Consider the following 13,214-nt stretch of genomic DNA (forward strand, 5'->3'; position numbering starts at 1 on the left):
ACCTGCGGATGCGACCCCCTGCACCAACGTTGCTCCCAAAATAATCCCGCAAGGGACTATCGATCGGAATTTACGAAACACTGTATTGCTTCCTGCTCCTGCCCTGTCTTTCCCTCGCCTATGGCGAGCACGTCGCGAGGGTTCCGCGCCAGTGTGCGTCGCCCCTTGCACGATACGGCGAAGGGGCCGCGACGGGGACGTTCCAGTTGAAGGCCATCATCGCCAAGCCGAATACTCAGCACGTGTGCGGGAAGCCGTGGGCCAGCGCTTTCTGCCATTGCGGGCCGAGCACGCTTCGCGCCGACACGGCATTTTCCGCGCCGGGATCGGTCCGGTGAAACAGGCGCAGCACAAGGGTTTCGTCGTGGGTGCCGGCGACGATCGGCAGGCCGCCGGTATACAGCGTGGTGCTCGACCCGGAGGCCGTCGCGTAGCCCGGCGTGCCCGTGACCGTGGCGCTCCCATAGGTCTGCGCGATCGTCGGCGTGCGCATCAGAACGCGGACATCATCGGCAGCACCCGCGTCCATGACGATAAAGCGGGAATAATGCGCGCGGAGCGTTTCGACCGCTGCATCGTGAAGCGCCATCTTCTGCGCTCCCCAAGCCCCGCAGACCGGCGCCACATAAGCGGTCAGTTCGACCTCATCGGCCGCGATCGGGAGCACGGTTGTCCTGGCGCAAGCGGCCAGACTGAGAGCAGTCAATCCCAGAAGCAAGCTTGCCCGGAGTGTCATGGCCTGACTTCCTGATTCCCGAAATACCCGCTTTGCGGCAAGCCGGGGTCGCGTCGCCGGTCCGCTCCGGCAGCGGTTGTCGAAAGGAATAGTCTCGAAGCGATGCGCTGCCCGGCAGCGGGCGTGGCGGCCTGCCGTGCCATCAAGTCGGCGGTGGCCGGATCGGCGATGATGCGATCGACCATGGCGCCCAGACTGTCCATCCGGTTCACGATGAGGCTCCGCAGTAAGCCTAGCCCGGCTTCCGCAGCAATCGTGCCCATCGCGCCGTGAACCTCCCAGCCGAGCGCCCCCGCCATGATCTGCGGCGTGAGATGGCGCGCCCCATGGCCGGCGAGCGCCTCTGCCAGGCGCCCGAAGACGGATTGCCTCGACGTTGCCGCCATCCGATTGAGCACGGCCATTTGCTGCGGTGTGAGCACCTGAGCCAGTGCCGTGCGATCGCGTTTCAGCACGTCGCCCAGCCGGGCGCCCGGATTGCCGCCGTGCATTTTCTGCCCGATCCAATCGGCGACCCCTCGGCGCAGCCCGGCTTCCGCGTAGGCATCCCCCTTCACCAGCGCGGCAAGATCGCGCATCGACGTGACGGGATCATTGGTCGCGGTGCGGCCCATCGCCCGGCCGATCGCGGTTTGAGGATCGCCCTGCAGAAAGAACCGAGCCGCCGAGCGCTCAAAGGTTTCGCGCTGCGCCAGGTGGGCCGCAGTGGCGTTGTTCATGACACGCTGCGCGGCGGCGGCATCGGCGAACCGCCCGGCGATGTCTGGCACTACTGCTAGTGCCGCCCGGTGCTGCGCCGCCCATCCCTGGTAGCCGCCGGGGGACAATCGGCCAGTGCGCCCGTGCCGCGCCATCAGGTCATCGGCAATGTGGTCCTGGATCGCCTGCATCGCCTCGGGCGTGCCGCCGGTCTGCGTAATATAGTCCCGGATTGCGTCGGCGGCCGCCGGTCCGGCTTTCCAGTAGTGACGCATAACAGTGGCGTCGCTGGTTCCCGACGCGGCCCGCAATTGCTGGTCGAGGCTTTCACGCTGCGCCCGCAATTCCGTCAGCCGATCGGCGGCGTCCGCGACCGTGCCGAACCGATCGCGCAGCCCGAGCGCATCGAGTGGTTCCGCATGATCGGTGATCCATTTGCGCCATTTCACCGAATTGATCGAGCCGTTCGGATTGGTCGCCTTGGCGCGAAGATCGCGGGCGGCATGTTCGGCCAGCAGGTCGCGGGCTTCCGCATCACCCCCGGTCGCGGCGATGAAATTTCCCGCATCGCGCCCGGCGTTCGGGCCGGAATGAAAGAACCGCCGCGCGACATCCTCATCCGCGACGGCGTGACCGCCGCCGAAGGGGCCGCGTTTCAGCACTTCAGCTGCCGCCGTGCGGTCGCCGAAAATTCCCTTGTAATCCCGCCAATCCGCCCGCGCCGAGGCGTAGCGCTCCGCCGTCGAACCGGTTGTAGTCGAATCGGGCGCCCCTGCATCGGGCTCGGCCCCGTCGAGCGCCGCGAAGTCGGGCGCCTCGGTTGCCCAGGGCGGCGGCAACTCGCCGAGCATCTGCGCCTCGGTCGCCGCCACCGCTTGGCGCACAGCCTCATCAGGGTGAACATCGGAATTCAGTATTAAATCCACCGCGTGCTGATGCTCGGCAGGGGTCAACACGAAACCGTAGCCGCGCGCGCTCGCTGCAACGTCCTGGGACGCTCGTTCGCGATAATAGGGCTCAAGGTCGCCTTCGCCGGCGCGGCTCATCTGGGCGTCGGCCGCATCCTCGGGCCGGTAGACCCGATTGCCGCGCAATTCGGCGTCCACCTGGTCGAGAAGGTCCGCGATCGTGCTGCCGGGCGGCAGATAGCCGACTTCCTCGGCGGCTTCACGCGCTCGGTCGAGCGTCAGGCCGCGCCGGTTCACCAGTCCAGGACGCCCGATCCGCGCATCCATCGCTTCAAGATCACCATTCGGACGCACGCCGCCCTTTGCGACCAGAAATGAAAGCAAAGACTGAGGGCGCCCTACTGATAGCCGTGACGTGCCCGCCAGATTTTCGCCGCCTCTATAGCCTGGGGAGATGCTCCCTTGGCCCTCAGCGTCGCGTCCTGCGTCTCGTGCAGGACGTAGGACATCGCCGCCGCCGGGTTGCTGGCGTAGCTGCGGATGAACAGGTCCAGATTGTCCGCTCGTTCCTCCGCCGAGGTCGCTTGCGGTGTCGGCGGGTGGGGCGCTTCCAGAAACTCCTTCCGGGACCGAAAGGTCTGAAAATAAGGTTTGCGCGGGGTTGATTCGTCCATTGTTCACTTCCCTTTCTTCATCCACCGCGCGGTTTTCCACCGCATTCTCGATCGCGTCATCGACGCCGTCGCGCAGGGAGCCCAGGCGCCCCATGGCGCGACCGTCACTCCGCAAGTCGTTCATCGAGCCGCTGATATTGCTGCGCAGGGTTTTCAGCGTGTCGAAGTCCACGGTGCGCGGCCATTTCTGAATGAGGTCATGCAATTCCGCCTCGCGAGCCGTCAGCCGGTCGCCGCCCATCAAATTCAGCGATGCCGCCGCATCGGCCGCCGCCCGTTTGACCGGAGCCGCGTTGAACCGCAGATCGCCGTTCCGCTGCGCGAGGTTCCAAAGCTCGTTTGCCTGGCGCTCGCGTTCGGCATCGGCGCCCCGCACGAAGCCGCGCAGCCGTGCACCGATCTCGCCCCGGCCAGCCGGCGTTTCGCCGCCGATCCCGGCAACGTGCTGGTCAAGTTCCGCCTGTGCCGCCGCCTCGGCCTGATGCGCAGCCGCCAGTGCCGGGGCGTGGCGGGCCGCGATTTCGGCGCGGGCGGTCTGGCCGGCCTCTTCCGGGGAAGCGCCAATTATCTGAGCCAGAAGCTCGCTCGCCCGAGTGCGCGCAGCAGTAATCGCGGCCGAATGCGCGGCGTCGATGTCATTGAGCCGAGCCCTGAATGCGTCCGCGATCGCCGCCGGGCTTCCCTCGGTCAGTGGTATTTTCGCGCCGCGCACCAGTGATGCGACCACCCGCGCACCGCCCGGCGCCGCCCCCGCCACCCCCGCCGCGCCGATCCCGCCGACAAGCGATCCAACAACCCCGCCGATTACTGGATGACCCCATTCCGAACCGACCGACTGCCCGACATCCTGGCCGACGCCCGCGCCGGCACCCATCACCCCGAGACCGCCAAGGTCAGCCGCACGACTTGCCAACGTCGCCTCATCCGCGCCGGGGATCAGAGCGCCGACCGCGAACGGCCCCATCTCGCCGATACCTTGCACCGCTTCGCCGACCAGGGTTTTGGGGTGGGTCCGATTGGCCCACCCGGTCAGACGAGCGACCGGTTTCACCACCGAGGCGGGCAGCACGCCGGCCGCTATCTTGTTCACGGTCAAGCCGGTGCGCGGCGCGTTCACCACCGGCGCGTGTCCGAAGCGCGTTCGGTAAGGCGCCAGCACGTTCTCGGTATCGGGGTTCAATACGCTGTTCGCCACGTCCGCGATGGGCGCCGCGATGCCCTCTACTCCCTTGACCGCGCCGGCGCCGAGGTCGCGCCAGAGGCCCGGATGCGCCGGTCCGGCGTTCGCGGGTGCCGTTGATGCGGTGGGGTTCGCCGCCATCGCCTGGAGGGCGCGAAGCGCCGCCAGCCCCGCAGCGGTGGGGCGGGGGGCTGCGGATGGTGCGGCCCCCACCGGGGCAGCCAGTGCGGCGGGGGGCGTCCCACCCGAGGGGGAGCCGTACGACCTTGCCATCGCCTGCAATGCAGCCAGAGCGGCGAGACCGGCTGCGCTCGGACCAGCAGGGCCGGGAGCGGAAATCGCCCGCGCCGGTGCCACCACCCGCCCCTGATGCGGCGCCGCCGCTGCCTGATCCGGCGCTGTTGTTCGATTGCCTGATCCGGCCCGCAACGCGGCGGACGGCGCAAGCGGAGTAGCGCGGATCGGCGCGAGCGGCGGCACTGTGTGCCCACCCGAATTCCCGCTGAACACCGTCCCCATCGGGCTCGGCACGGGGCGCGGCGCCCCGATCACCGAGAGAAGATTCTCCGGCAGCGCTCCGCCGGCCGCACGCGGTTGTCGTATCGAGCGATGGGCTTCGAGCACGGCTTCATAAATCGCGCGGTTCATCACGATTTCCCTTTGCGCCAGTCAGGTCGAGCGGCCAGACAGGTCCAGACAATGAAACAATACCACAACATAAACCCCCAATTTCACTTTTCTCAACCGTCGTCCGCAAACCCGTCGATCATGCCGCCCGCCAGGCCACCCGCCGGAGTACGCGGCGCCCCGAGCTTCTCCAGCACCGCCAGTTCCGCATCCGTCAGACCGCTCAAATCCAGTTCTGGCTCCCGCTGTTCCGCGTCCATCCGCTCTCTCGGCTTCCCCCAAGCCCGATTATTTAATTCTTGAATCGCAACAATCCGGGCGCGGCTGTCCTCGCCCGGATCAGACGCAATCTTAATGAGAATACGGGTCGCCTCAGGTGAAAACTCCCGGCAGATTGCCAGAACCTCCGCCCATTTGACCCCTTGATGTCCGGCTGGATTGCCACTTTGCCCCTTCTGCCAAGGCATAATCCACCCGTTGCCGTGCCGAGGAATGCACGCACCGGCCGGCAGCGGCCGATTCAGTGGGATTACAGACTTCCGCTCCTTCCTCACGCGCGCGACCCCCCCAGAGCCGCCGTTTAAGCCATCTTTCCGGCCCTTTTCGCTCATGGCCCGACCCTTTCGGCGAGCGAGGCACGGAGACAAGTCGTATTCTCGGTGTGGGGGGTTAATCGGTATCGGGGTTCAATCAGCACCAAAGTCGTCGCCAGGATCAGTGTGCGGGTCATGTCAAGTCATTTCGATACGATTACGGAACGGGTTGCTGAATTTGCAGCGCGGATGCTCGGGGCATGGGATAGGAGTTTGAGCGCCCAGCCTAGGGGGTGGGGTGGGGGTCTGCGATCTGTGGCTACGCATCTCGGAAAATCCAGTCGAACAGGTGATAAAGGGCGCGCGCGACGGCGGCGGGATCGTTCTCGGAGCCGGGTTCGAGCAGCCGTTGCCGGACCAGGGCTGAGCGCTCGCTTTCGCGGATTTCGACGGAGACGAATAGAAGTTTATTGCGGCGTCGATCGCGGGTGCGAGCCATGCGCGCGGCCGCCGGAGTTTGGTCGTTGCGCGCAACCGGGGGGTTGGGGACGGTCATTGCAAGCCGCTCTGATGAGGATGCGCCGGGTGCGATTGGCCCGGCGGGCAGGCGATGATGAGGCAACCCATGGCGGGCTGAAGGAACGTAATCCAGGCGGGCTGGTGTGTGGAATCGGTCTCGATGAGCACGCTGCGCTGGTGCAGGGCGGCGGCGATGACGATCGTTTCGTAATGCTCGGGCTCGGCGGCGGCGGCGTGGATCATTGCGGCGCGCCCCCAAAAGCGCACGCGCCGAGCACAAGTCCATCCGGCGGGGCCGGTCGAGGTGTAGTCGTCGTCGCCGATCAGGATCACGGCGGGACGGGCCTGGTCATTGAGCAACCGGCTTGGGATGGTCGTATTGCGGCGGGGCTGGATTAGGGTGATGAGGCCGTCGCGGGCGGCGCGGATCAGGGGGAGGCGATGCGGTGCGAGTGTGGCCATGGCGGCGGCGAGGCGGTCCATCTGGTCGCGAGTATACGGCGCGCTCATGTCCGCACGTCCCACCGCCGATCGGCTGGCAGATGGTCGCCAGGATGACACCGGGCGCAGCGCCACCCTTTCGGTGCGGTCGCCTCGCACCACCATTCGTTGCCCTGGCAGTTCCGGCAGTATGCGCCGGGCGTCGGCGCAATGGTGGCATCGGCCCAAGAAACGGGCATCGGGTGTGGCACCACGACGGTGGGGTTGCCATACTCGCCCTCGGCCATGATCGCGGCGCGTTCGGCGCTGGCGTAGGCGGCTTCGTTCGGATCGAGTTCGGCGGGCGGTGGGGACGCAAAATCGTCGTTTCCCTCTCCCCTCGCCTTACAATTTTCGCGGTCGAGCAGCAGCCGGATGATATCGGCCTCATGGGCACGGAGTTCCGCCCTCACGTCATCTGGCAGGCGATCCGCGCCATCGGCCCATATGCGGGGCCGGAGCGTCACTCCGGCCTCGGCGGCGCGCCAGATCAAGGTGGCGGCGCTCATATCCATCCCCCAGGTACTATGTTTTTTTCGGAACCAGTTTGGGTAGGGATTTTTGCGTCCGCACCGTCCGCATCGCCTGCGCCGTTTGTTTTCAATGGGTTACTGCGGACGGTCTGCGGACGGTGCGGACGGTCTGCGGACGGTGCGGACGGTCTGTGGACGGTAGGGTCCGAGCTACCGTCCGCCGAAAAATGGCGGAAATCCGCCATCGCGGACGGTGCGGACGGTGCGGACGGTAATTTCCCTCTATTATCGGCGCTGGAAATTTCGAGCATACGGGTCTTGGCATGGCCTTCACGGTAGCGCTCGATTTCGATGCCGATCGAGCGCAAGAAAGTTGCGGCGCGGGTGACGCGAGCGGAAAGCGCGCGGGCTGATTCCGGCCAAGCTTTGCCCTTGGCCACATTTTCCCCGGCAATTTCCCGAAGCGCTGCAAGAAGATGCTGAGCGCTTCCCGTCCAGGCGGTCCGCGCTTCGCCATCCACCAAGCCCCGGATCGCATTGGCAACCGGATCGTTCTCGATCACGTCATTGATCGCGCTGGCCCGGTTCGCGTCGTGCGCCTCCATGAAGCCGCCGGCCGGCCATAGGGTGCCGTCACCACACGCGGTTGCCCACATGGCAAAATCGGCCATGCGCGGCAGGCGGTTGAGATTGGTTTCGGGGAGCCGCCGCAAGCCAGCCGATACCGCGTCGAGTAGCGCGCCGAGAATTGCAGGCCGGGCAGCGTCCAGATCAGTCGTGACGGCCTTGTCGGTCCGGCGTGCGGTCTCGGGAATCGCAGTCAGTGTCAGGAACAGGCCGCGTTCGGCAAGGTCCGGGCGGCTCACGATATCCTCGATGCCGTTCAAGGCGATCGGGCGCATCGCCTCGAACAAAGTTTCGTCACTGTCGCTGTAAAGCGTGCGCACCGCGAAGCCGCCGCCCGTCGCCAAGCGGCACAAGGTATCGCTGATCCATCCCGGCAGGCCGCTCACGTTGTCGAATGACAGGACGTGCCCGTTATTTGCCGCGATGAACAAGTCTCGATCCTCACGCGGTAGGGAACGGAGCGGCGACGTGTTCGGGTCGATCAGGGAGCGCAGTACGGTAATGAAGGTCGATTTCGCGCTGCCTTGTTCGCCCGCCACGATTAGCACCGGATAGGGTCCGCGCGGGCGGAATGTCGCCAGAAGCCATGCGATCGCCAGGATGAAATCCTGATCGGTGCCCACATTGACCAGTTTGCGAAGCGCATCGAGCGATCCGCCGCGCGTCGGCTCCGGCAGGGCGAGCATACCGGCGGCGCGCCGGAACCTGACCGGCGGTTCGGCAATAATGCGCCATCTATCCGCGTCAATCTCGATCGCCCGCCAGGACTCATCGCCAAGGTCGAGATAGAGCTTGCCGTCATGCTCGCCGATGCGCAGATAGATCGCGCGCTCGGGCGCGTCGTAATGCGCTTTCGCCTCGACCACCGCCAGGGCGGATTGCACGGCGTCGCCGTTCGGTGCGCCGCCGTGTTTTTCATAGAAGGCGCGGCCTAACCAGCGGCGGAATCCTTTGGATTTCACCGGCCAGGTTTCGCGATGACCGGCGATGACAATATCGGCGAACGCGGTCTTGTCGCCGGTATGAAACAAGGCGGCTTCGGCAGCGATTTCAAGCAACAGATCGGCTTGCGTCTGCCGGTCATTGTCGGTGCCGGCGGCGGCGCTGATCGCTTGATCGAGCGCGGAAACCCGGACTTTCGCCGCTTTCAGTGCGGCCCGCAGTGCCTCGAATGCCGCCCGATCATCGGTGCGAAGTTCGGCGAGGGCGTCGAGCACGTCCGGCTTGAACGGCGCGCCCGGATCGGCGGCGCACCGAACGACAAGATCGGCAAGCGGATCGGACGGCTCATAGACGCTGAATCCGCAGTCATTATGTTCCGATTCCGCACCGTTCTCACTCGCACCTTTTCTAGCAGTTTGCGCTTGTAACTCGGCCGGTTTTGCGTCCGCATCGCCGATTTCAAATGCCTCACCGGACAGGGCGGCAGCCGGCTTCTGAGCGGCAATGGCAATCTGGGTCATTGGGCGCCCCTTTTGTTCATCAGGTCCGCGAGTAGATCGGCGAAGTCGCTGCCCTCGCCGTGTGGAAGTACCAATCGCACCGCGCGCCCCTCCCTTCGCCATCTCCGGCAGGCGTCTTGCGCGGCCTCGATGCCGGGCTTGTCGTGATCGGCGGCGATAACTACCGATCGCACGTCCGGCGGTAGCACCAGACCCTTTGCCAGATTGCCGGCGGCGATCGCGGACCATGAGGGCAAATTGAGCAGGATGCCGGCGGCGAGTGCGGTTTCCGGTCCTTCGGCAATCACGACCTCGGGGCCGGTCCCGAACCTGATCGCGCCGCCCCAAATCGGCCCCTTGGCGGCTTTAGACGGCATAGTGTTCGCCTTGGTGCCGTCCGGGCGCACATAGATGCGATGAATCGCGATCAGTTCGCCTTGCACGCCATCAACGCGGCAGATCAGCGCGGGATACCGGCGGCGATCGGGATGCGGTGTATCGCGCCGATAGCGCAGCGCGGAATTGCCGATGGCGATTTCCAGGCGACGGCTCGCCAGATATCGGCCAGCCGGATCATCGTGCCGAGCCGGCACGCTGCCATTCCAGATCGTGGCGGCGGCATCGCGCGCCTTCCGCTTCGCCTCGGCCGCCCTGTGCGCCTCGGCGCCGTCATCATCGTGCCGAGCCGGAAGCTGACCGGCTCCAGCGGCCTCCAGCGTGGCGGCGAGCGCAGCGCGGTCCTGACACGCCGCACACCAAAAGAGTAGTTTTCCGTGTGTGCCGATCGTGACGCTGAAGGCGCCCGATCCGTAGCCGCAGGCCGGGCACCGTCCGCGCCATTCCCGGCCGAATCGATGGAGATTGAGGCGAGCGGCGATCGCTTTAATTTTGTCAGGCACGGGCGCCGGGCCTTTCACGGCATGCTGGCGCGGCTGGGGCGAACCGGGCGGGGTGGCCGCTTATAATTATTAGCGGGCGGTAATGAATTAACGAATGCTTTAAGCGATTCGCCCGAAACGACCACACTACCGCCGAGTCTGTGGCATTCAAAAGCGCCCGATTTCACGAGTGCCCAGAATTTAGTGTTCCGACAGCCAAGAAGGTGCATGACTTCATGACTGCGATACAAGCGATCGGGATTGATGGTGGTAGGCGTCATAGCGGTGTTCCTTTCCATTCCAAAGATTTCGCAGGAATACAAACCGCGCCAAAAGTTAGAAAATTGTTTTCTAACGCTTCGTGAAAACTGAGTGCGGCGCAGCATATTTCATAAACGCGGGGGCGTTTTGTGATGATGCCGCCGCTCGAATCGAATCAGTGAAATGAAAAAGGTGGCCGCTGCGGCGTTATTGTTTTGGTTCGCTTCGGTTCGTGGAATGAGTTTCCAAGCCTCGACCAGCACGCGGATATCTGGCCCGCCGCCTATGTTGCGTGTGTTGCGTGAAAATCGCAGCTTGCGTCCGAGTTGGTGTTCGAGTTCGGCGATCAGCGCGCGGCTGATGAGGGTTTTCCGAACATTGCGCGGCAATCCGGGAACGTGCCGGCGGCGATCCTCATAGATAAGCGGTTTTTCCCAAAGCGTGGCAGCGTCGAATGATGCTTTTGGCTGACCAAGCTTGCGGCGCGTGCGGTCGAAGCGTTCGGTGACTTTGACAAGGCGGATTTCGCTTTCTCGATGGTTCGTGCGGACCGCATCAAAAAAACGCGCGTTCCACTGAAAATCGGCATCCGCCAACTCGGCGGCGGCGATCAATGATGCAGCGATCTCCGCCCGGCGGGCGGCAGCGATGCTGTGGAGTTTCGAGAGGGCGGCAATCAACGGCGCGCGGTTTCCATGCCGGACCTTGCGCGTCATGGGCTGGCCTCATCCAGCGCCGTGGCGGCGGCATCGAGCAGGCGGCCGAGCAGCGCGAGCACTGGCGGCGCGGCTGGCCGTCCGGTGCGGGCAAGATCGGTGAGGATTGCCCCGATGGCTTGCACGTCCGCGATGGCGCTTTCCGGCGGCGGTGTGATAGGCTGACAGTCGGTCCCGGTCATGGGTTTGGACTTCTCAGGTTCCGGGATCACCGGCGGCGGGTGTGTCCACACCCGTCGCCATCCCTTTCAAGCCCGGAGCCGCCGGGCGCGGTCAGTTCGCTTCAATCCGTATCTATTCGCAGCAATGCGCGATCAGGCTTGAAGCGAGCATTTTTTGTAGCTACATTAAATCGGTGAGGATCACTTTCGATCCGGCCAAGCGCGCCGCCACGATCGAGCAACGCGGGCTTGATTTCGCCGATGCAGCCAAGCTGTTCGATGGTCGCCATGTCACGGCACCGGATGACCGGCGGGACTATGGCGAGCGGCGTTTCATCACGGCGGGATATCTCGCCGGCCGGATGGTGGTGATCGTGTGGACGCCTCGCGATGGAACGCGGCGCGTCATTTCGATGAGGTATGCCCATGCCCAGGAAGCCGAACGCTGGCAGCGAACCATGGATCGACCCGGACGCCGCGCCGGAGCTTGACGATGCGTTCTTTGAACGTGCCGCCCTGTATGACGGGCCGAAACTGATCCGGCGCGGCCGTCCGCCCGCCGCCGCACCGAAACAACAGGTCACGTTGCGGCTCGATCGCGAGGTTGTTGCCAAGCTGAAAGCCTCGGGGCCGCGCTGGCAGACGCGCGCCAATGACGCCTTGAAGCGATGGCTTGACCGGCAAGAGCATCGCCGCGCCGGGTGATCGCTCGCCACAGTGTCAACTGTGTCAACAGTGTCACTTGGGTATGGGATGGCGATAGGGCTCATGCGCGGGCCTTGCGGATCGGCGTCACGGCGCTGTCAGCCGGGCGCGCCAGGTAATCGGCCCAATCCTGCATGAGCCGGGCGCGCCGTTCGATGAGGTCCGAACGCTGATAGGCCGCTTCCACCTTGTCGCGGTTCACATGGGCGAGCGCGGCTTCGGCGATCTCTGATGCGTAGCTTGTTTGTTCGGCGCACCAATCCCTGAACGATGACCGACACCCGTGAACGGTCGCGGACCCGCCACCGGCTGCTTTCAGGGCGTTGCTCAGGCTGACATCGGACAAGGGCGAGCCGATCCTGCCACCCGGAAAAATAAAGGCGTCAGGCGCACGCTGTAGTGGCGCCACGGCCCGCAGAACCGCCAGGACGGCATTCGATAGCGGGACGCGGTGCGGCCTGCCAGCCTTCATCCGCTCGCCCGGTATGGTCCAGGTCCGGGCATCGAGGTCTATCTCATTCCATCGCGCCCCGCGCGCCTCGCCGGAGCGGGCAGCGGTCAGGATCACGAATTGCAGGGCGAGCGCGGACATGGATTGCGCCTCGGCCAGTTTTGCCAGGACGGCGGGAAGCTCCGCATACGGCACGGCGGCATGGTGCTGCACCCGCGCTACCTTGGCGCGGGCGGGCAAGAGATGGTCCAGGTTCCCCTTCCATGCGGCGGGATTCTCGCCAGAACGCCACCCTTGCGCCTTGGCGTAATCGAGCACGGATTCGATGCGGCCCCGCACCCGCGATGCGGTTTCGGGTTTTTCCGTCCATAAGCCGTCCAGCAGGTCCAGCACGTCGCCTGTCGTGATGCTGGCAACCGGCTTCCCGCCGATCGCCGGATAGGCATAGGCGGCGAGCGTCGCGGCCCATTGCGCGGCGTGCTTGGCGTTGCGCCATCCGGCGGCATGAGCGGCAATGTATTTCTCGGCAACCGCCTCGAATGTCCGATCCGCCTCGGCCTTGCGCGCGGCCTTGGCGGCTTGGCGCTCTAATCGAGGGTCAATGCCCGCCCGCACCTTCAACCGCAGTTCACGGGCCATCTCGCGGGCTTGGGCGAGGCTGATATCGCGCTCCTGCCCGATGACGAACCATGCAGGCTTGCCCGATCCGGGCATGGTGAACCGGAACACCCAGAGCCGCCGGCCATCCTCGATCCGCAGGTAGAGGCCACGCCCGTCGATGTAGAAGCCATTGGCGGTGATGCGCCTGACCGCCAATGCCGTCAGCTTGTTTTCGACAATCTTGGGCATCGGTTCATCTCCCAAACCCGAATCGATGGGCAACGGGATACGTATAATGTGCGGACCGGAGCGAACGCAAGCGAATTGATGCGGAGACAGATATCAGCCTATAGACTAAGGGATTTCAGACTGTCCCGGATGCGCTTGAACCGCCGCGAAGGTCATTAAGGCGGACACCCTATCCGCCAGACCCCGGTTGCCCCTTGTCGATCACCATCGAAAAATCCCTTGAAATCCCTTGTTTTCTGAGCCTATCGTGTGGCTGTTCATCGGCTCCGATGGGCGGCAAGCGCGATGGAAGGCG

14 protein-coding genes are annotated in these 13,214 nt (G+C 65.0%); 2 read left to right on the forward strand and 12 right to left on the reverse strand.

The window, feature by feature from the left end; all coding sequences use genetic code 11:
* Window positions 1-235: 235 nt before the first annotated feature.
* From L2A60_RS14035 to L2A60_RS14085, 11 genes are all read right to left on the reverse strand, one after another.
* Complete coding sequence (locus L2A60_RS14035; protein WP_235705064.1) at window positions 236-736, reverse strand: hypothetical protein; 501 nt, start codon at window positions 734-736, stop codon at window positions 236-238.
* Window positions 733-4,845 (reverse strand): hypothetical protein, encoded by a 4,113-nt coding sequence (locus L2A60_RS14040; protein ID WP_235705065.1) that lies wholly within the window; start codon window positions 4,843-4,845, stop codon window positions 733-735. The genes L2A60_RS14035 and L2A60_RS14040 overlap by 4 nt, the downstream gene beginning before the upstream one ends.
* Before the next feature lie 92 nt (window positions 4,846-4,937).
* Complete coding sequence (locus tag L2A60_RS14045; protein WP_235705066.1) at window positions 4,938-5,435, reverse strand: hypothetical protein; 498 nt, start codon at window positions 5,433-5,435, stop codon at window positions 4,938-4,940.
* Window positions 5,436-5,676: 241 nt separating this feature from the next.
* On the reverse strand, window positions 5,677-5,856 hold the full coding sequence (locus L2A60_RS14050; protein ID WP_235705067.1) for a hypothetical protein: 180 nt from the start codon (window positions 5,854-5,856) through the stop codon (window positions 5,677-5,679).
* A 53-nt stretch (window positions 5,857-5,909) separates the two neighbouring features.
* The gene (locus L2A60_RS14055; RefSeq protein ID WP_235705068.1) at window positions 5,910-6,386 is read right to left on the reverse strand and encodes a hypothetical protein; all 477 of its coding nucleotides are present in this window, start codon (window positions 6,384-6,386) and stop codon (window positions 5,910-5,912) included.
* Window positions 6,383-6,865: a hypothetical protein gene (locus L2A60_RS14060; protein WP_235705070.1), complete on the reverse strand. Its 483-nt coding sequence runs from the start codon at window positions 6,863-6,865 to the stop codon at window positions 6,383-6,385. Before L2A60_RS14060 ends, L2A60_RS14055 begins: the two co-directional genes overlap by 4 nt.
* Window positions 6,862-8,919, reverse strand: a complete 2,058-nt coding sequence (locus tag L2A60_RS14065; protein WP_235705071.1) for a hypothetical protein — start codon at window positions 8,917-8,919, stop codon at window positions 6,862-6,864. Before L2A60_RS14065 ends, L2A60_RS14060 begins: the two co-directional genes overlap by 4 nt.
* Complete coding sequence (locus tag L2A60_RS20765) at window positions 8,916-9,797, reverse strand: DUF7146 domain-containing protein (RefSeq protein ID WP_235705073.1); 882 nt, start codon at window positions 9,795-9,797, stop codon at window positions 8,916-8,918. Before L2A60_RS20765 ends, L2A60_RS14065 begins: the two co-directional genes overlap by 4 nt.
* Window positions 9,798-10,165: 368 nt before the next feature.
* On the reverse strand, window positions 10,166-10,753 hold the full coding sequence (locus L2A60_RS14075; RefSeq protein ID WP_235705074.1) for a hypothetical protein: 588 nt from the start codon (window positions 10,751-10,753) through the stop codon (window positions 10,166-10,168).
* Window positions 10,750-10,935 carry a hypothetical protein gene (locus tag L2A60_RS14080; RefSeq protein WP_235705076.1) on the reverse strand — a complete coding sequence of 62 codons (186 nt, stop codon included), beginning with the start codon at window positions 10,933-10,935 and terminating at the stop codon, window positions 10,750-10,752. The genes L2A60_RS14075 and L2A60_RS14080 overlap by 4 nt, the downstream gene beginning before the upstream one ends.
* A 101-nt stretch (window positions 10,936-11,036) precedes the next feature.
* Window positions 11,037-11,204, reverse strand: a complete 168-nt coding sequence (locus L2A60_RS14085; RefSeq protein WP_235705082.1) for a hypothetical protein — start codon at window positions 11,202-11,204, stop codon at window positions 11,037-11,039.
* Between L2A60_RS14085 and L2A60_RS14090 the strand changes: the two genes are divergently transcribed.
* Together L2A60_RS14090 and L2A60_RS14095 are read left to right on the forward strand one after the other, a co-directional pair.
* Entirely contained in the window at window positions 11,148-11,405 is a 258-nt protein-coding gene (locus tag L2A60_RS14090) for a BrnT family toxin (protein WP_235705081.1), read from the forward strand. The two genes, L2A60_RS14085 and L2A60_RS14090, sit on opposite strands and share 57 nt — an antisense overlap.
* A complete protein-coding gene (locus tag L2A60_RS14095) occupies window positions 11,341-11,619 on the forward strand; it encodes a BrnA antitoxin family protein (RefSeq protein WP_235705077.1) in 279 nt (92 codons plus the stop codon). The genes L2A60_RS14090 and L2A60_RS14095 overlap by 65 nt, the downstream gene beginning before the upstream one ends.
* Before the next feature lie 61 nt (window positions 11,620-11,680).
* Here the strand turns inward: L2A60_RS14095 and L2A60_RS14100 are convergent, their stop codons facing one another.
* Window positions 11,681-12,919: a tyrosine-type recombinase/integrase gene (locus L2A60_RS14100; RefSeq protein ID WP_235705078.1), complete on the reverse strand. Its 1,239-nt coding sequence runs from the start codon at window positions 12,917-12,919 to the stop codon at window positions 11,681-11,683.
* Window positions 12,920-13,214: the final 295 nt, after the last annotated feature.

This window comes from Acidiphilium iwatense, from assembly GCF_021556475.1.
In the GTDB taxonomy this organism is placed as follows: domain Bacteria; phylum Pseudomonadota; class Alphaproteobacteria; order Acetobacterales; family Acetobacteraceae; genus Acidiphilium; species Acidiphilium iwatense.

Excerpts from the sequence above, each read along its gene's own strand:
- L2A60_RS14035 (WP_235705064.1), bottom strand. The coding sequence starts at position 736 with ATGACACTCCGGGCAAGCTTGCTTCTGGGATTGACTGCTCTCAGTCTG.
- L2A60_RS14040 (WP_235705065.1), bottom strand. The coding sequence starts at position 4,845 with ATGAACCGCGCGATTTATGAAGCCGTGCTCGAAGCCCATCGCTCGATA.
- L2A60_RS14045 (WP_235705066.1), bottom strand. The coding sequence starts at position 5,435 with ATGAGCGAAAAGGGCCGGAAAGATGGCTTAAACGGCGGCTCTGGGGGG.
- L2A60_RS14050 (WP_235705067.1), bottom strand. The coding sequence starts at position 5,856 with ATGGCTCGCACCCGCGATCGACGCCGCAATAAACTTCTATTCGTCTCC.
- L2A60_RS14055 (WP_235705068.1), bottom strand. The coding sequence starts at position 6,386 with ATGAGCGCGCCGTATACTCGCGACCAGATGGACCGCCTCGCCGCCGCC.
- L2A60_RS14060 (WP_235705070.1), bottom strand. The coding sequence starts at position 6,865 with ATGAGCGCCGCCACCTTGATCTGGCGCGCCGCCGAGGCCGGAGTGACG.
- L2A60_RS14065 (WP_235705071.1), bottom strand. The coding sequence starts at position 8,919 with ATGACCCAGATTGCCATTGCCGCTCAGAAGCCGGCTGCCGCCCTGTCC.
- L2A60_RS14075 (WP_235705074.1), bottom strand. The coding sequence starts at position 10,753 with ATGACGCGCAAGGTCCGGCATGGAAACCGCGCGCCGTTGATTGCCGCC.
- L2A60_RS14080 (WP_235705076.1), bottom strand. The coding sequence starts at position 10,935 with ATGACCGGGACCGACTGTCAGCCTATCACACCGCCGCCGGAAAGCGCC.
- L2A60_RS14085 (WP_235705082.1), bottom strand. The coding sequence starts at position 11,204 with ATGGCGACCATCGAACAGCTTGGCTGCATCGGCGAAATCAAGCCCGCG.
- L2A60_RS14095 (WP_235705077.1), top strand. The coding sequence starts at position 11,341 with ATGCCCAGGAAGCCGAACGCTGGCAGCGAACCATGGATCGACCCGGAC.
- L2A60_RS14100 (WP_235705078.1), bottom strand. The coding sequence starts at position 12,919 with ATGCCCAAGATTGTCGAAAACAAGCTGACGGCATTGGCGGTCAGGCGC.